Below are 17,011 nucleotides of genomic sequence, written 5' to 3'. Positions count from 1 at the left end.
TTCGGTATAGTTGCAGCCTCGGTGATTGGGGCGAATGACTATGACGGAAGAGAAACCCTGGTCGGGCCGCTTCACGGCGCCGACCGATGCTTTTGTGGAGGCGTTCACCGCCTCCATTGCTTTTGACAAGCGCCTGTACGCCCAGGATATCCGGGGCTCCATCGCCCATGCGCGCATGCTGGCGCAGGCGGGGGTGCTGACCCCGACGGAGGCGGAGCAGATCGTCGCCGGCCTGCAGCAGGTGCGCGCGGAGATCGAGGCCGGCGAGATGGCCTTCAGCGCCGCCCTGGAAGACATCCACATGCACGTGGAGACGCGCCTGACCCAGCTCATCGGCGAGGTCGGCAAGAAGCTGCACACGGGCCGCTCGCGCAACGATCAGGTGGCCACTGACGTGCGCCTCTACACCCGCGAGGCCATCGACGAGATCCTGGCCGGCATCGCCCGCCTGGAAACGGCGCTCATGGACGCGGCCGAACGCGAGGCCGATACCATCATGCCCGGCTTCACCCACCTGCAGGTGGCCCAACCCGTCACCTTCGGCCATCATCTCATGGCCTACGTGGAGATGCTGCACCGCGACGGCATGCGCCTGCTGGACGCTCGCAAGCGCGTCAACGTCCTGCCCCTGGGGGCGGCGGCGCTGGCCGGCACCACCTTCCCCATCGACCGTTGGTACGTGGCCCACGAGCTCGGCTTCGACTTCGTGGCGGAGAACAGCCTGGACGCGGTGAGCGACCGCGACTTCGCCATCGAGACGGTGGCGGCCATCGCGCTCATGATGGTGCACCTGTCCCGCTTCGCCGAGGAACTGATCCTCTGGTCCTCGCCCTCTTTCGGCTTCATCGAGCTGTCCGACAGCTTCTGCACCGGCTCCAGCATCATGCCGCAGAAGAAGAATCCGGACGTGCCGGAGCTGGTGCGCGGCAAATCGGCGCGCGTGATCGGCGCCCTGCAGACCCTGCTGGTGCTCATGAAGGCGCAGCCGCTGGCCTACAACAAGGACAACCAGGAGGACAAGGAGCCGCTCTTCGATGCCCTGGACACGGCGCGCGGCAGCCTCAAGGTCTTCGCCGAGATGCTGCCGGGCATGACGGTGCGGCGCGAGGCCATGCGCGCCGCCGCTCTGCGGGGCTTCGCCACGGCCACCGATCTGGCCGATTATCTGGTGCGCAAGGGCCTGCCCTTCCGCGCCGCCCATGAAGTGGTGGGCAAGGCGGTGCGGCTGGCGGTGGAGCAGGGCTGCAACCTGGAGGACCTGAGCCTGGAGGCCCTGCGCGGTTTCTCGCCGCTGATCGACGCGGACGTCTACCAGGTGCTGACCCTGGAGGGCTCGGTCGAGGCCCGCGGCCACATCGGCGGCACCGCCCCGGCGCAGGTCCGCCAGGCCATCGCCCGGGCACGCACCCGCCTGGCCGACTGGGGGGTATGATGAGATCCGCACAAGCGATCCGGTCGTCTCGCCCCGCTCGATTCGCCGCGGCCACCGTGGCGCTCCTGCTGGCCGCCGCGCTGGCCGGCTGCGGCAAGAAGGGGGCGCTCTACCTGCCGGACCAGCAGCCGGCCAAGCCGGCAACGGGCCAGCAGAACGGGCAGCGGTGAGCATGTGGGTTCCGGCTCCTAGGGAGCGGCAGGCGGAGGGCGGCGCTGGCCGTCCCGCCGGCGCAATTTCGAGGTTGCATGATGTGCTTTGATTACCGGGACGAAGTCCTGCACGCCGAGGGCGTGCCTCTGTCCGCCATTGCGGCGGATGTCGGCACGCCCGTTTACGTCTATTCCAAGGCGGCGATCCGCGGGCGCTATCGGCACTTCGCCGAGGCCCTGGGGCCCGACGCCCTGGTCTGCTTCGCCGTCAAGGCCAACTCCAACCTGGCGGTGCTGCGCGTGCTGGCAGAGGCGGGCGCCGGCTTCGACATCGTGTCCGGCGGCGAGCTGGTGCGGGTACTGCGCGCCGGCGGCGCGGCGGACAAGGTGGTCTTCTCCGGGGTGGGCAAGTCGGCGGCCGACATCCGCCTGGCCCTGGAGGCGGGCATCTTCTGCTTCAACGTGGAGTCCGAGCCGGAGCTGCGGCGCATCAACGCCTTGGCCGGGGAGCTGGGCAGGGTGGCGCCCGTCGCCCTGCGCGTCAATCCGGACGTGGATCCCAAGACCCACCCCTACATCTCCACCGGCCTGTCCGAGAACAAGTTCGGCATCCCCATCGAGCGCGCCCCGGCGGTGTATCGGCAGGCGGCGGCGCTGCCCCACGTGCGGATCCGCGGCATCGCCTGCCACATCGGCTCCCAGTTGCTGGACCTCTCGCCCATCGGCGACGCCGCCCGCCGCCTGGTGGCGCTGCTGCGCACCCTGCAGGCGGAAGGCATCAGCATCCACCATTTGGACCTGGGCGGCGGGGTGGGCATCCGCTACCGTGACGAGGAAGCGCCGTCGCCGGAGGACTACGCCCGCGCCGTGCGGGAGGCCCTGGACGGCCTGGACATCCCGCTGGTCTTCGAGCTGGGGCGCGCCGTGGTGGGCAATGCCGGCGTCCTGCTCACCCAGGTGGAGTACCTCAAGATCGGCGAGGGCAAGCACTTCTGCGTGGTGGATGCGGCCATGAACGACCTCATGCGTCCCGCCCTGTACAACGCCTACCACGAGATCCTGCCGGTGCGGCGCCGGGGCGGCGACAGCGCCGTCTACGATGTGGTTGGCCCCGTCTGCGAGACCGGTGATTTCTTCGCGCGCGGACGCGAACTCGCGGGGGTGGCGGCGGGTGATCTGCTGGCGGTGATGAGCGCCGGCGCCTACGGCTTCGTCATGAGCGGCAACTACAACACGCGCCCGCGGGTGCCGGAGGTGCTGGTCGACGGCAGCGCTTATACCGTCGTGCGCCGCCGCGAGACCCTGGACGATCTGCTAAGCTTGGAGAACACCGGGTAATTCTTGCCGTTGCAAACTGAAAGGAGGTGGTGGATGCAGTCCTCCCTGACTTTGGAAAGCATGGCGTTTCTCAACAACGATTGGATTCCCTCCCGCCATACCTGCGAGGGCGAGGGGGTGATCCCCTCCTTCCGCTGGTTGCACGTGCCGGACGGTACCCAAAGCCTGGTCCTGGTCATGCGGCAGCGGGAGGCGCCGCCGGACCAGCAGGTGCGCTGGCTGGTCTACGACCTGCCCGTGCTGCCCAACCTGATCCATGAGGGCGGCGAGCTGCCGGCCGGCGCCAAGGTGGGCCGCAACGACGCCGGCGACATGGTGTACATTCCGCCCTGCCACCTGCCGGACCATCACCTGGTGCACTACGATTTCGTGCTCTACGCGACGGATCTGCCCACCCTCGGGCTGCCCGAAGGCGCCACCTGGGCCGAGGTGCGGGAGCGGTTGCGCAAGCACCGGCCCGGGCCGGGGGTGGAGGGGCACGTGCATGGCGACGTGGCTGCGCCGCCGGCGGACGACCACATGGCGCGCGAATGGCACGAGCTCGGGCACGTGATCGCCTATGCGGAGCTGGTCGGCCACTTCGCCAAGGACGTGGAGACCCACGTGCCCGGGGTGGACCGCATCTGACGGAGAGCGGAGGCAGCGATGGTGATGGATCTCAGCAGCCCGGCCTTCTCCCACAACGGCCAGATTCCGGTGGAGCATACCTGCGACGGCGCGGACCGGGCGCCCGCCCTGCGGTGGAAGGGCGCGCCGGCGGGCACGCGCAGCTTCGCCCTCATCGTCGAGGATCCGGATGCGCCCGGCCGTACCTTCGTGCACTGGCTGGTTTACGACCTGCCGGCCGGCGCGACCCAGTTGAGTCAGGGCGGGGCCCTGCCGCAGGGGGCCAAGCATGGCCGCAACGACTTCGGCCGGGATGGCTACGGCGGCCCCTGTCCGCCGCGCGGGCATGGCGTGCATCATTACCACTTCAGCTTCTACGCCCTGGACGTGCCCAGACTGGGCCTGCCCCCGGGCGCGCCGCTGCCGGCCCTGCGCCACGCCATGCAGGGACACGTGCTGGCGCAGGCGCGGCTGACGGGCTTGTATTCCCGCTAGAGCGGCAGGAGCGGGCTTGCTCGCGATAGGGAGAGCCGGCCGCAACGGCATCGCGGGTAAGGCCGCTCCGGCGTCCGGCACGAACTGTGGGAGCGGGCTTGCCCGCGATTGGCTCGGTCCAGCAGATCCGCGGCAGGCGGCGAAGCGGCGGATTTGGTCTATTTTGTTTGGATGGGGCGTCATCGGGACGCGCCGCATGGCGCGGCTTTTTACAGGCAGCAGGTAACGTGCATGGAATGGTTGTACTTGATCAAGCCGCCCTTGGCGGTGTCGCGCATCGAGGAGGTCTGCACCTTGGCGGCGTTGCCGGCCTTGTGCGAGGACGTCTATGAGGTGTCAGGGCTGCGCGAGGCGGGCCGCGAGGGCCGGGTGGACTGCGTCTGGGGCGTGTTCGACGGCCGCTGCCTGCCGATCCGCAACGGCGTGCGCTATGAACTGGTCAGTTGTCCCAATGCCCTGCAGTGGACCGTTACCAGCCGCAACGGCGAGATGACCCTGCACGGCAGCATCAACATGGCGGACGTGGATCCGGATTTTGCCGAATCCATCGAGCTTTTCCTGGGCCAATTCCGCGACAGCCTGCAGCGGCTGGCCACGGCGGACGGGTACCTGCCCGTGGACCAGGCGCTGTGACGCGGGTGCCGTGATGCCGCTGTCCGGATTGCGTTTCAGCAAGATGCACGGCTTGGGCAACGACTTCGTGGTGATCGACGGCGTGCGCCAGACGGTGCGCCTGTCCGCCGCGGAGGTCCGGCGCCTGGCCGACCGCCGCTTCGGCGTGGGTTGCGATCAGGTGCTGCTGGTGGAGGCCAGCACCGACCCGCGCGCCGATTTCCGCTACCGCATTTTCAACGCCGACGGCGGCGAGGTGCAGCAGTGCGGCAACGGCGCCCGCTGCTTCGCCCGCTTCGTACGCGAGCAGGGCCTGACCGACAAGGACGTCATTCCGGTGGAGACCCTGGCCGGCCGCATCACCCTGGCCATCCAGCCGTCGGGCGAGGTGCAGGTCGACATGGGCGTGCCCATCCTGGAGCCCGCGCGCATCCCGTTCCGCGCGCCCGCCCAGGCGTTGCGCTATCCCTTGCCGGTGGCCGGGCAGACCTATGAGATCGGCGCCGTCTCCATGGGCAACCCCCATGCCATCCTGCCCGTGGCGAGCGTGGCGCAGGCGCCGGTGGACACTCTGGGGCCGGCCATCGAGCGGCATCCCGATTTTCCGGAGCGGGTGAATGTGGGCTTCATGGAGCGGGTCGGCCCCGACCACATCCGCCTGCGGGTCTGGGAACGCGGGGCGGGGGAGACCCTGGCCTGCGGCACCAATGCCTGCGCCGCCGTGGTGGCGGGCCGGCTGTGGAATCTGCTCGACGAGACGGTGCGCGTGTCCCTGCCGGGCGGCGACCTGCGCATCAGCTGGCGCGGTCCCGGCGAGCCCGTGTTCATGACCGGGCCGGCGGTGACGGTGTTCCAGGGGGAGTGGCTGGCCGGCGAATTGTGACTATCTGCTGAGAGGGAGAGAGCGATGCGCCCCGAAGTCTTGGCAAGGATCCATGAACTGTTGCAGGCGCCCGCCGGCGAGCTGGAGTTTTTGAACAAGCTGAGCGACGAGGAGGGGGACATCCTGGGCAGGCGGCTTGCGGAGCTCGTCATCCACTGCGGCGCCGAGACCTATACGGATACCCATTGGGAGGATTACTGAGTGGCGAAGAGTGTGAGCGTCGAGAGCCAGGCGGTGCTGGAGTTCCTCCAGGTCCATCGGGATTTTTTCCTGGACCACCCGGAACTGCTCCTGGATCTCAACATACCCCACGTGGGGCGGGGCGAAAGCGTGTCCCTGATCGAGCGCCAGGTGGAAGTGCTGCGCGGCCGTTGCGCGCAGCTGGAAAACCAGTTGCAGGATCTCCTGGAAGTGGCGCGGGAGAACGAGCGCCTGAGCGAGCGCATGCACCATTTCGCCCAGGGGCTGCTGGAAGCCGAGGACCTGGACGCCGTGCTGGATGCCATTCTCGCCCGTCTGTCCGAGGATTTCCGGGTCGAACACATCGCCCTGCGCCTGCGCCAGCCGGACTGGATGAGCGATGCCGAGCGGCCGGAGTGGGTGGCCCGGGCGACGCTGCAGCCCTTCCTCGATCTGCTGCCCATGGCGCGGCCCAAGGTGGGGGTGGAGCTGGACGCGGCGCACAAGGAGGTGCTCTTCGGCCGTGCCGCCGGCATGGTCCGCTCCGTGGCCCTGCTGCCGCTGCATGCCGGCGATACCTTCGGCCTCATCGCCCTCGGCAGCCGCGATCCCGAGCGCTACGAGGCGCGGGCCGGCACCCTGATCCTCGGCCGCCTCGGTGAGCTGGCCACCGCCGCGCTCGGCAAATGGATGCAGCGGCGCCGCTAGCGGCCGAGATCCGGGCCTACCTGGCCCATCTGGCGGCGGCGCGGCGGCACGCGCCCGCCACGCTGCGGGCCTATGCCGCCGATCTCAACCTGTGGCAGCGGCACATGGCCGGGTTGGGGGTGGGCGAGGCCGGTGCGGTGCTGCCCAGCCACCTGCGCCACTTCGTCGGCGCCCAGCACCGCAACGGCGCCGCTCCCAGCGCCATCCGCCGCCGCCTGGCCGCGGTGCGCAGCTTCTACCGTTTTCTCCTGCGCGAGGGTCGTGCCGCCAGCAATCCCGCCCTCGACATCCCCGCGCCCAAGGGCGACCGCCCGCTACCCAAGGCCCTCAGCGTGGATCAGTCCGCCACGCTGATGGGCGTCGACGGCGACGGTTTCCTGGATCGCCGCGACCGCGCCATGCTGGAAGTCTTCTACGGCTCCGGGCTGCGCCTGGCGGAACTGGTCGGCCTCGATCTCAACGATCTGGATCTGGCCGAAGGGTTGGTGCGCGTCACCGGCAAGGGCAGCAAGACGCGGGTGGTGCCCCTGGGCAGCCAAGCCATCGCCGCCGTCCGCGCCTATCTGCCCCTGCGCGCCCAGCGCGCGCCCGCCGCCGAGCCGGCGCTCTTCGTCAGCGGGCGCGGCCGGCGCCTGGGCAGCCGGGCGGTGGAGCTGCGGGTGGGCCGGCGCGCCCGCGAGCAGGGCCTGGGCGTGCCGGTGCACCCGCACATGCTGCGCCACAGCGCCGCCAGCCATCTGCTGGAATCCGCCTCCGACCTGCGCGCGGTGCAGGATTTCCTCGGCCACGCCAACATCGGCACCACGCAGATCTACACCCATCTGGACTTCCAGCATCTGGCCAAGGTCTATGACCAGGCCCATCCGCGGGCACGGCGCCGCAAGAGCGAACCGGAAGGCTGAATCCGGTTCTAAGCAGATAATGTGCTTCGAATCGAAAGGAGTCCGCGCATGCGTTTCCTGCTGCTCGGGGCGGTGACGGCCGCCGCGGACGTCATCGGCTCCAGTGCCAAGTACCAAGCCTGGAAACGCCGCGAGGCGGCCCGTCTGCAGGCCGCCAGCCAGATGGCGCAGACCGCGCTCGGCCCGGTGGAATACGCGACGGTGGGGGAGGGGCCGGCGGTATTGGTGATCCATGGCGCCAGCGGCGGCTACGATCAGGGCATGGTGGCGGCCAGGCTGATGGACGGCCACGGCCTGCGCCTCATCGCCCCTTCGCGGCCCGGCTACCTGCGCACGCCGCTGAGCGTGGGCGACACCCCGGCCCGGCAGGCCGACGCCCTGGCGGCCCTGCTCGACGCGCTGCAGATCCGGACGGCGGCGGTGGCCGGCATCTCCGCCGGCGGCCCGACGGCGCTGCAGTTCGCCCTGCGCCACCCGGCGCGCTGCCGCGGCCTGGTGATGATGGCGGCGGTCAGCCGGCGCGCCGACTTCCTGCCGCGCCTGGAGACGCCGGCCTGCCAGCTGGCCTTTTGCGAACCGCTCATGAACGCCGTGCCCTATCTGGTGGCGCGCTGGCCGGCGCTGCTGCCGCCCATGCTGAGCGCCAACGATCCCAAGCTGCGGACCGAATTGATCCGCGATCCGGACAAATTCGAAAGCATCCTGAGCTTCATCCGCTGCGGGCGCATGATGGAGTCGCGCAAGGCCGGCATCCGCAACGACGTGGCGCAGATCGCCAGGCTGCCCGAGCTGCCGCTGGAGTCCGTCGCCGTACCCACCCTGGTGCTGCACGGCACCGCCGACACGGTGGTGCCCTTCGACCATGCCGAGCACGTGGCCGCCCGGGTGCCCGGCGCTCGGCTGCTGCCCATCGCCGGTGGCGAGCACCTGTTCTTCGCCTCCCATCCGGAAGTGTATCTGCCGCCGTTGCTGGATTTCCTCCAGTCGCTGCCGGGGACGAGCCACTGACGCAGCCGCGTGGGTGTCCTGGCCGGAGCGGCCATCGCCGGCAAGCCTTCGATCGCCGTGTCGCTTGCGGCAAAATCGCGGGTTCGGCCGCCTTGGCAGCGGCGCGGATCCTGTGCCACTATGAGGCTTCCCCCTTGCTGCCCCAATCGAGGAGATGACGATGGCGACGGAATGGACTGCTCCCATGCACGGTACAACGATCCTGTCGGTGCGCCGCGGCGACCAGGTGGTGATCGGCGGCGACGGCCAGGTGACCTTGGGCAATACCGTCATGAAGTCCAACGCCCGCAAGGTGCGCCGCCTGTATCACGATCGCGTGTTGGCCGGCTTTGCCGGCGCCACCGCGGACGCCTTCACCCTCTTCGAGCGCTTCGAGGGCAAGCTCGAGCAGTACCGCGGCCATCTAACCCGCGCCGCCGTGGAACTGGCCAAGGACTGGCGCACCGACCGCATGCTGCGCCGCCTGGAAGCCCTGCTGGCGGTGGCGGACCGCGAGGCCTCGCTGATCATCACCGGCAACGGCGACGTGCTGGAGCCGGAAATGGGCATCATCGCCATCGGTTCCGGCGGTCCCTATGCCCAGGCCGCCGCCCGCGCCCTGGTGGAGAACACCGACCTGCCGGCGCGCACCATCGTCGAGCAGGGCTTGAAAATCGCCGCCGACATCTGCATCTATTCCAATCAGAACCACACCATCGAAGAGCTGTGAGTGCCGGGCACCGAGTGGCAAGGCATCCAGCCTCATCACGCCTGATTTGAGAACTCGAACATGTCCGAAATGACCCCCCGTGAAATCGTCCAGGAGCTGGACAAGTACATCGTCGGCCAGGCGGAGGCCAAGCGCGCCGTGGCCATCGCCCTGCGCAACCGCTGGCGCCGCAGCCAGGTGGCGGCCGGCCTGCGTGAGGAGATCACGCCCAAGAATATCCTCATGATCGGTCCCACCGGCGTGGGCAAGACCGAGATCGCCCGCCGTCTGGCCAGCCTGGCCCGCGCGCCCTTCATCAAGGTGGAGGCGACCAAGTTCACGGAGGTGGGCTACGTGGGCCGGGACGTGGAATCCATCATCCGCGATCTGGTGGAGCTGGCCATCAACATGACCCGCGCCGAGGAGACCGGCCGGGTGCGGCAGCGTGCCGAGGAGCTGGCCGAGGAGCGGGTGCTGGACATCCTGCTGCCCGGTCCGCGCGATGCCTTCACGCCGCGCGCCGACGACGGCACCCGCCAGAAATTCCGCAAGATGCTGCGCGAAGGCCAGCTGAACGACAAGGAGATCGAAGTCGAGCTGCAGGCGCCCAAGGTGGGGGTGGAGATCATGGCCCCGCCCGGCATGGAGGAGATGACCAGCCAGCTCCAGGAGATGTTCTCCAACCTGGGCGGCCCGCGCCGCACCAAGAGCCGCACCGTCACCGTCCGTGAGGCCCTGCGCCTGCTCACCGAGGAGGAGGCGGGCAAGCTCGTCAACGATGAGGAGATCAAGGCGCGCGCCGTGGAGCGGGTGCAGTCGAGCGGCATCGTCTTCATCGACGAGATCGACAAGGTGGCGAGCCGCAGCGGCGAAGGCCGGGGGCCGGACGTGTCGCGCGAGGGCGTGCAGCGCGATCTCCTGCCGCTGGTGGAGGGCAGCACGGTCAGCACCAAGTACGGCGCGGTGAAGACCGATCACATCCTGTTCATCGCCAGCGGCGCCTTCCATCTGTCCAAGCCATCGGACCTCATTCCCGAGCTGCAGGGCCGCCTGCCCATCCGCGTGGAGCTCAAGTCCCTGGACGTGGAGGATCTGGTGCGCATCCTGACCGAGCCGGAAACGGCGCTGACCCGCCAGTACCAGGCCCTGCTGGCCACCGAGGGCGTGGACATCGAATTCACCGAGGACGGCGTGCGCCGCATCGCCGAGATCGCCCAGCAGGTGAACGAGCGGGTGGAGAACATCGGCGCCCGGCGGCTGCACACGGTCATGGAACGGCTGCTGGAGGAGATCTCCTTCGACGCGCCGGACAAGAGCGGCGGCCGGGTGGCGATCGACGCCCCGTACGTGCAGGCACACCTGGGCGATCTGGTGCAGGATCTGGATTTGTCGCGGTATATTCTTTGAGGGCTGAGGCTGGCCGGCCTCGCAAGCCCGGCATGCCGGCCAGCGGCGTGCCAGGTTTTGCAGGCGCGGGCTGGCCCGCGATCCCAGGGCGGCCGGCGTAGTGGATCGCGAGCCAGCCCGCTCCTACAGCCTTGGGCGACCGCACGGCCCAAGCTCGCTGCCGGGGATCATGCCGGGGGGCCTCCGCCTGCCCGGTGGGAGGGGGTATTCCGGGCGGCTGCGATGCCGTGCCCAATCCTGGCGGGCCGGCAGCTTAGGCTGTAGGAGCGGGCTTGCCCGCGATTCGGTGGAGGCTGATGCAGCCGATCGCGGCCAGCCCGCTCCTACAGCCGGCGGCTGCGGTGCGCTCCACCTCAAACCCGTTGGGCTGAACCCAATCCAGCCCAAGCTGTGCCTTGCCCCGAACCCCCCACACTAGCGACCTACTGCCCACCCGATTCCACCTTGCCATTCTGGCTGACCAAGTAGTCCGCCAGCGCCTGGATCTGCCCATCGGGGATGGGGCAGCCATAGGCTTTTTTCATTTTGGTCACTTCCGCCTCCCACTGGGTGCGCGTGAGGGGTGGTTGCGTGTAGACGTAGTCGGCGGCATGGCACATGAGGCAATAGGTCCGGGCCAGGTCCTCATGGGGACCGGATCGGTAGTGGCTGTAGTCCTTGGGCAGGTCGATGCTTACGACGGTGCGGTGTTCGACGGCCAGGGCGGCGCCGCCGAGCAGCAGCGCCCCCAGGACGGCGGCAAGCAGGGTCAGCGTATGGCGGGACATGATCTCCTCCCCTCAGACGGCGCGTACGCGCACGGTTTCGATGGCGTTGCGCAGGTAGCCGCCGGGATTCCAGGGCCCACTGGCGGGCTGGGTCTCGCCGCGCTGGTTTTCGGCTTGGCACTGGAGCGTGTAGTCCCGGCCCGCTTGCGGCGTGAAGCGCACCTCCCAGGGGCGGAAGCTGTAATTGCCGTAGTCGCGGCCCAGGGTGGCGTCCTCCCAGCGGCGGCCGCCGTCGCTGGAGAAGCGCACCCGGCGGATGCCGAAGCCGCCGTCGAAGGCGATGCCGCGCACCACCACGGGCTGGCCGGCGCGCACGACAGCACCGTCGGCGAGGCTGGTGATGAAAGAGCGCACCGTCATGCGGTTGATGGGCACGGTGGGGAAGTCCTTCTGACCCGGCTCCACGCCGCCGGAGGGGGTGGCGGGGATGCGGTAGGCCGTCTTCATCCAGAAATTCTGGTCTTCGTGGTTGATGACCTCGATGTCGTCCAGCATCTTGACCCAGTAGGTGGCATACCAGCCGGGGACCACCAGGCGCAGGGGGAAGCCGTTCAGCAGCGGCAGCGGCTCGCCGTTCATTTCGTAGGCCAGCAGCACGTCCGGCCCGAGGGCGACGTCCAGATCAAGGGCCTTGATGAAGTCCGGCGTCACTTCCATCACTCCACGATCCAGCCCGTTCAAGCGCACCTGCACGGCGTTGGGCTCGAGACCCGCCCGTTGCAGCACGTCGCGCAGGCGCACGCCCTTCCAGCGGGCATTGCCCATGGCGCCGTTGCCCCACTGGCCGCCGGGGACGCGGGGCATGAAAAAGCCGCGCGAATTGCCGGAGCACTGGTTGACTGCGATCAGTTCGACGGGCTCGAAGTCCCGCTGCAGGTCATGCAAGCTCAGGCTGAGCCGTCGCTTGACCCTGCCGTGGACCCGCACGCGGAAGCTGCGCGCATCCACTTGGGTAGGCACCCTGGCCAGATGCCAGCGCACGAAGAAGGCGTCGTTGGGGGTGAGAATGCCATCGTTGAAGACGTGGAAGGGGGTTTCCAGCTGTACCGGCCGCGAGGTCAGCAGCATGAGTGGGCGCTTTTGCGGGTAGCTCACCAGGGGCCGATGGCCGTTGGCGAAGGGCAGGTCGACCGCTTCTTGCGCCAAGCCCGCCGGCAACCGCCCCAGGAGGCTCAAACCGCCGAGCGCGGCGCCGAGGCGAAGGAAATCCCGCCGGGAATGCCGGACAGGGCCGCTGGGATCTTCCGGTGTCATCAAAGCCTCCTCTGGTGTGCTGGCCGGGTGTATGCAGAGTCTAACCCCGATGTGTCGAAACGCAAATGCCGCGCCGTCCGGCGTGATGCATCGGCATGGCTCGCGTGCTATCTTTAGCAGGCACTCGATCCATCGACGCAAACCAAATACATCATGACCCCCAAGACCGCGCACCAGAAAGCCGCCATCCTCACGGAAGCCCTGCCCTACATCCAGCGCTTCCACGGCAAGACCATCGTCATCAAGTACGGCGGCAACGCCATGACCGAGGAGCATCTGAAGACCCGCTTCGCCCGCGACGTGGTGCTGATGAAGCTGGTGGGCATGAACCCGGTGGTGGTGCACGGCGGCGGGCCGCAGATCGGCGCGACGCTGGCGCGCATGGGGGTGAGCACGGAGTTCGTGCAGGGCATGCGGGTGACCGATCAGGAAACGATGCAGGTGGTGGAGATGGTCCTGGGCGGGTTGGTGAACAAGGAGATCGTCAACCTGATCAATCAGGCCGGCGGCTGCGCCGTGGGCCTGACCGGCAAGGACGGCGGGCTGATCCAGGCGCGCAAGCTGCTGGTGCGCAACGCCGCGAGCGAGAGCCCCGACGATCTGCTGGACGTGGGCCTGGTCGGCGAGGTGGAGCGCGTCAATCCCGCCCTGCTGCAGATCCTGGAGCGGCAGGACATCATCCCGGTGATCGCCCCCATCGGCGTGGGGCCCGACGGCCAGACCTACAACATCAACGCCGATCTGGTGGCGGGCAAGCTGGCCGAGACCCTGCACGCCGAGAAGTTCATCCTGATGACCAACGTCGCCGGCGTGCTGGACAAATCCGGCGAGCTGCTCACCGGCCTGACGCCGGGCCGCGTGCAGGACCTGATTGCCGACGGCACCATCTACGGCGGCATGCTGCCCAAGCTGGCCTGCTGCCTGTCGGCGGTGAGCAACGGCGTCAAGACCGCCCACATCATCGACGGCCGGGTGGAACACGCATTGCTGCTGGAAATCTTCACCGATGAGGGCGTGGGGACGCTGATCAGCGGCGAATGACGCCGCCGGTGGACTCCTTCCGCTTTTCCAAGCACCTTCGAGGAGGTCTCATGCAACTGGAGCAAAGCCTGCGGCAGTACTTCGACAATACGCGCCTGATCGCCGAGCTGTGCGAGCGCGGCGGCTGGCCTGACACGCGCGAGCTGGTGCTGGACCTGGAGCGGGTGGAGGAGCGGGAAGGACATCTGGACGTGGACTGCCAAGTGCGCTTCGAGGAGATCCTGATGCTCGGCTGTGGCGGCGTGGGCAAGCGCATCCCGCGCGAGGGCCGCTTCCACCTGCGCCTGGACGCCCGCGACGGCCGGGTGGAGGACGCCTGGCTGCGCTGACCCGGGCCCGACCGATGCGGCCCCGGCCGGCTGGCCGCGGCTTGCGCTCCCGCGGCCAGCGGCGCGGGCCCGTTTACCTATTCGATCTGGACAACACCCTCTTCAACGCCAACCTGCACGTCTTTCCGCGCATGAACCGGCACATCAACGCCTATCTCATGCGCCACCTGGCGCTGGAGGAGGCCGAGGCGGATCGCCTGCGACGCCACTACTGGCGCCGCTACGGCACCACCCTGCACGGCCTGATGGCCCTGCACGAAGTGGATCCGCTGCATTACCTGCACAGCATCCATCCCGAAGATCTGGTGCTGGAAGTGCGGCCGGACGTGCACCTGCGCCGTCTGCTGCTGGCCCTGCCGGGGCGCAAGTTCGTCTTCACCAACAGCCTGCGCGCCCACGCCGAGCGGGTGCTGGCCCGCCTGGGGGTGGAAGATCTTTTCGAGGACGTTTTCGACGTGGTGGCCACGGGCCTGCGGCCCAAGCCCGACCCGCTCGCCTACCGCCGCATCCTGCGCCGCATCGGCGTGCCCGCGCGCGCCTGCGTCATGGTCGAGGACACCCTGGCCAATCTGGCCACCGCCAAGCGCCTGGGCATGGCCACCATCTACATCCAGCCGCGCCGCCTGCGCCGCTCCCGCTGCGTGGACCGGCATTGCCGCAGCATCTATCAGCTCGGACAGCGTATCTGACTCCTGTGTTTTGACTGATGTGCCGCTCGTGCTAAGTTGTGGGCTTCATGACAATACGGGAGGACGAGCATGCGGGACTTCAGGCCGAGGGGCGGAGCGGCGATCCTGGCGGCGGCCGTGCTGCTGGCCGGCACCGCCCGTGCGGACACCGGCACGGTGATCCGCGCCAACAACTATTTCGGCATCGGCGCCGGCGTCACCCACCTGGGCTACGGCGAGACCCTGGCGGGCCAGCCCGGCTATCTGGACACGGAAAACGGCAATCTGCCCACCGTGAAGTTCGAGCTCGGCAGCATGCGGGATGCCCTCGGCGTCTCCAACCTTTATGAGCACATCGAGCTGTCCTACGCCAACGGGCAGACCACCTACAATGGCGCCGTGACCAACCTGCTCACCGGCGCCAGCTTTCCCGTCACCAACCAGTCCGATGCCGAGATCCTGGCCGGGCGGGTGGCCCTCGGCAAGGGCTTCGTGCTGGCCGAGGGCCTGATGCTGACCCCGCACCTGGACCTCGGCGGGCGCTACTGGCGGCGCAACCTGAACGGCGGCGACCCGCCCGGCTACGAGGAACTCTACAGCCACTGGTTCTACGGCGCCGGCCTGAAGGCGGACTACTCGCCCGTGCCGCGCCTGACCCTGAGCGTGGACGGCGCGGTGCGCCGCAACTTCGAGTCGCGCATGGAGGCCAGCATCGAGGAGGATCCCTTCAAGCTGGGCAACCGCGGCAACTATTTCCTGAGCGGCCGCGTCGATTACCGCCTGCCCGGCGGCGTCAGTCTCTTCGCCGAAACTGCGCTGGAGCGCTTCAAGTACGGCCGCTCGTCCGTCCACGCGTCCGGCTTTTTCGAGCCGGACAGCAGCACCAACCAGATCACCTATCTGGGCGGAGTGGCCTTCGGGTTCTAAAAACCCTGTCCGGTTCGCAGGAGAGGGCTTGCCGTGGTCCACGGGCGGCCGGTACGGTTATCGCGGGCAAGCCCGCTCCTACGACTCGTGCCGGACGTCGCAGGCGCGGGCTGGGCTGCGCAGGGGGTGCCGATCGCAATGAGGGCACGGGCAGTCCCGCGCCTGCAGCCGGCGGTGCGCGGCCATCGTGCCGCGCGGCATGACGGCACACTTGCTCCGGCCTGCAAGCCGCAGCCATCATGGCGGGGTTGCTGGTGGCAGGCACATTGCGTTCGTGCGCTGCCACCGGGTTCAGTACCGTGTTGATCCTATTTTTGTCAAACAGAGGAAAAGCGATATGAAAAACAACAAGTGGTTGGGTGTGCTTGCCATCGTGGGTGGCGTGCTGTGGGCTGCGGAGGCCAGCGCGGCGGGTTTCGACGGGCCGTACATCGGCGCCAAGCTTGGCGCGAACGTGATCAAGTTCGAGGAGGCGGGGCTGGGCGACGATACGCGGACGGCGCCCACGTTCGGCCTGGAGCTCGGCTACAACCGGAATTTCGGCGGCCCGGTGCTGGGCGCCAACCTCTTTGCCGATTTCAGCGGCAAGAAGACCTACACGCTGACCGAGCCCGACGGCACTCGGCATGACATCCGTTTCGGCAGCAACGCCTACGGCGTGGACGGCAAGCTCGGCTACGCCCTGGGGCACGTGATGCCGTTCGCCAAGTTGGGCGTCGCCTGGGTCAAGCACACCGGGGATCTGCACGGCACCAAGGCCGCTTTCCACGGCGGGGCGGGCCTAGAGTACGAAATAACCGAGACCATCGCTCTGAGCGGCGAGTGGGCACGTGTCCAGGTCGAGGAGGATCTGCACAAGACCACGGAAAACGCCTTCACCCTGGGCGTTAACTACGCGTTCTGAAACGGACGGCCCGGCGCCTGCATCGGCGCCGGGCCGCTGCTTTTTACCCCGCCCCGATCTCCCAGGCCAGCATGAAGCTGGCCGCGATCATCAGCAGCAATCCCAGCAGGAAAATCACGTCCGCGTAGCGGGTCAGCGGCAACGGGCCGCGTTCCGTCCGCAGCGCCAGGTAGGACAGGGAGCCGCTCACCAGAAAGAGCACGCTGTCGACGGCCATGAGCTCGTCGATCAGGGTGTTGATGCGGGCGGCGGCGCCGAAGACCTTGACCAGCGTGATCACTGTGATGCACACGCCCACCATCGCCACCGACGCGGCGAGGATGTGGCCGCAAACCTTGTCGCTGCTCATGGGACCTCCTTGCCATGGAAGTGCGTCCATGCGCCAGCAGGCATGGGCGGACAGATCAACAAAAATGGGGGCTCTGTTGAATTTCAAGTGGGTTGCCGGGCATGAGGGTTGATCACTGCGAAGTCGAGCTTGCCGGCGATCAGGAAGATGACGGTTCTGATAGTGGTGAAGCGGGTGAAGCCGCGAGCGCGGCGCTTGGCGGACTGAAACAGGCCGTTGAGCGCTTCGAGGAAGCCGTTGGTCTGGCGGGTCTGGGCCCAGGCGACGATGCCCTCGAGGTGGCGACGGACCATGGCGGCGACCTCCTTCATGGGTTCGACCTTGGAACGCATGACGCAGGTGCACCAGTGCTTGAGCATGT

At 68.3% G+C, this 17,011-nt stretch carries 22 protein-coding genes; 18 read left to right on the top strand and 4 right to left on the bottom strand.

All coding sequences use genetic code 11. The annotated features are described in order from the left end of the window. The first annotated feature begins 40 nt into the window (after positions 1-40). From argH to hslU, 13 genes are all read left to right on the top strand, one after another. On the top strand, positions 41-1,432 hold the full coding sequence (gene argH / locus G579_RS0110780; protein WP_028990200.1) for an argininosuccinate lyase: 1,392 nt from the start codon (positions 41-43) through the stop codon (positions 1,430-1,432). Continuing rightward, positions 1,432-1,602: an LPS translocon maturation chaperone LptM gene (gene lptM / locus G579_RS19050; protein WP_155989808.1), complete on the top strand. Its 171-nt coding sequence runs from the start codon at positions 1,432-1,434 to the stop codon at positions 1,600-1,602. Before argH ends, lptM begins: the two co-directional genes overlap by 1 nt. Before the next feature lie 78 nt (positions 1,603-1,680). Continuing rightward, positions 1,681-2,922: a diaminopimelate decarboxylase gene (lysA, locus tag G579_RS0110770; RefSeq protein ID WP_028990199.1), complete on the top strand. Its 1,242-nt coding sequence runs from the start codon at positions 1,681-1,683 to the stop codon at positions 2,920-2,922. Positions 2,923-2,955: 33 nt separating this feature from the next. After that, on the top strand, positions 2,956-3,549 hold the full coding sequence (locus G579_RS0110765) for a YbhB/YbcL family Raf kinase inhibitor-like protein (protein ID WP_051181419.1): 594 nt from the start codon (positions 2,956-2,958) through the stop codon (positions 3,547-3,549). 18 nt (positions 3,550-3,567) lie between these two features. Further along, positions 3,568-4,023, top strand: coding sequence for a YbhB/YbcL family Raf kinase inhibitor-like protein (locus tag G579_RS0110760; RefSeq protein ID WP_230973837.1), 456 nt, complete (start codon positions 3,568-3,570; stop codon positions 4,021-4,023). A 231-nt stretch (positions 4,024-4,254) separates the two neighbouring features. Beyond that, complete coding sequence (locus G579_RS17065) at positions 4,255-4,656, top strand: hypothetical protein (RefSeq protein ID WP_051181416.1); 402 nt, start codon at positions 4,255-4,257, stop codon at positions 4,654-4,656. Between the two features lie 13 nt (positions 4,657-4,669). Further along, entirely contained in the window at positions 4,670-5,518 is an 849-nt protein-coding gene (dapF, locus tag G579_RS0110750; protein ID WP_028990196.1) for a diaminopimelate epimerase, read from the top strand. Between the two features lie 24 nt (positions 5,519-5,542). Continuing rightward, on the top strand, positions 5,543-5,719 hold the full coding sequence (locus G579_RS19275) for a hypothetical protein (RefSeq protein ID WP_169376794.1): 177 nt from the start codon (positions 5,543-5,545) through the stop codon (positions 5,717-5,719). Beyond that, on the top strand, positions 5,720-6,406 hold the full coding sequence (locus G579_RS0110740) for a DUF484 family protein (protein ID WP_028990195.1): 687 nt from the start codon (positions 5,720-5,722) through the stop codon (positions 6,404-6,406). It abuts the gene before it with no gap. Continuing rightward, complete coding sequence (locus G579_RS0110735; protein ID WP_028990194.1) at positions 6,385-7,308, top strand: tyrosine recombinase XerC; 924 nt, start codon at positions 6,385-6,387, stop codon at positions 7,306-7,308. The genes G579_RS0110740 and G579_RS0110735 overlap by 22 nt, the downstream gene beginning before the upstream one ends. 48 nt (positions 7,309-7,356) lie before the next feature. After that, entirely contained in the window at positions 7,357-8,316 is a 960-nt protein-coding gene (locus G579_RS0110730) for an alpha/beta fold hydrolase (RefSeq protein ID WP_051181413.1), read from the top strand. Between the two features lie 184 nt (positions 8,317-8,500). Further along, a complete protein-coding gene (gene hslV, locus G579_RS0110725; protein ID WP_038019491.1) occupies positions 8,501-9,025 on the top strand; it encodes an ATP-dependent protease subunit HslV in 525 nt (174 codons plus the stop codon). Positions 9,026-9,085: 60 nt separating this feature from the next. After that, on the top strand, positions 9,086-10,411 hold the full coding sequence (gene hslU / locus G579_RS0110720; RefSeq protein ID WP_028990191.1) for an ATP-dependent protease ATPase subunit HslU: 1,326 nt from the start codon (positions 9,086-9,088) through the stop codon (positions 10,409-10,411). 422 nt (positions 10,412-10,833) lie between these two features. Here hslU and G579_RS0110715 read toward each other — a convergent pair whose 3' ends face one another. Next, positions 10,834-11,178 carry a c-type cytochrome gene (locus G579_RS0110715; protein WP_028990190.1) on the bottom strand — a complete coding sequence of 115 codons (345 nt, stop codon included), beginning with the start codon at positions 11,176-11,178 and terminating at the stop codon, positions 10,834-10,836. 12 nt (positions 11,179-11,190) lie between these two features. After that, positions 11,191-12,432, bottom strand: a complete 1,242-nt coding sequence (sorA, locus tag G579_RS0110710) for a SorA family sulfite dehydrogenase catalytic subunit (protein ID WP_051181410.1) — start codon at positions 12,430-12,432, stop codon at positions 11,191-11,193. A gap of 153 nt (positions 12,433-12,585) precedes the next feature. Between sorA and argB the strand changes: the two genes are divergently transcribed. The 5 genes from argB (at position 12,586) to G579_RS0110685 (ending at position 16,301) form a co-directional block, all read left to right on the top strand. Next, positions 12,586-13,473, top strand: a complete 888-nt coding sequence (gene argB, locus G579_RS0110705; RefSeq protein WP_038019486.1) for an acetylglutamate kinase — start codon at positions 12,586-12,588, stop codon at positions 13,471-13,473. Between the two features lie 50 nt (positions 13,474-13,523). Further along, positions 13,524-13,802, top strand: a complete 279-nt coding sequence (locus G579_RS0110700; protein WP_028990187.1) for a hypothetical protein — start codon at positions 13,524-13,526, stop codon at positions 13,800-13,802. 41 nt (positions 13,803-13,843) lie between these two features. Further along, positions 13,844-14,491 (top strand): pyrimidine 5'-nucleotidase, encoded by a 648-nt coding sequence (locus tag G579_RS0110695; protein WP_028990186.1) that lies wholly within the window; start codon positions 13,844-13,846, stop codon positions 14,489-14,491. Positions 14,492-14,560: 69 nt separating this feature from the next. Then, positions 14,561-15,397: a hypothetical protein gene (locus G579_RS0110690; protein WP_028990185.1), complete on the top strand. Its 837-nt coding sequence runs from the start codon at positions 14,561-14,563 to the stop codon at positions 15,395-15,397. Between the two features lie 337 nt (positions 15,398-15,734). Next, positions 15,735-16,301 (top strand): porin family protein, encoded by a 567-nt coding sequence (locus G579_RS0110685; protein ID WP_028990184.1) that lies wholly within the window; start codon positions 15,735-15,737, stop codon positions 16,299-16,301. A 43-nt stretch (positions 16,302-16,344) separates the two neighbouring features. Here the strand turns inward: G579_RS0110685 and G579_RS0110680 are convergent, their stop codons facing one another. Further along, complete coding sequence (locus G579_RS0110680; protein ID WP_028990183.1) at positions 16,345-16,650, bottom strand: hypothetical protein; 306 nt, start codon at positions 16,648-16,650, stop codon at positions 16,345-16,347. 83 nt (positions 16,651-16,733) lie between these two features. Then, positions 16,734-17,011: ISL3 family transposase (locus G579_RS0110675; protein ID WP_028990182.1), on the bottom strand; the 278-nt coding region annotated here is incomplete at its 5' end.

The organism is Thermithiobacillus tepidarius DSM 3134 (genome assembly GCF_000423825.1).
Classification (GTDB): domain Bacteria; phylum Pseudomonadota; class Gammaproteobacteria; order Acidithiobacillales; family Thermithiobacillaceae; genus Thermithiobacillus; species Thermithiobacillus tepidarius.
Note: the sequence above shows the minus strand (reverse complement) of the source record. Positions and strands in the feature narration are given on the sequence as shown.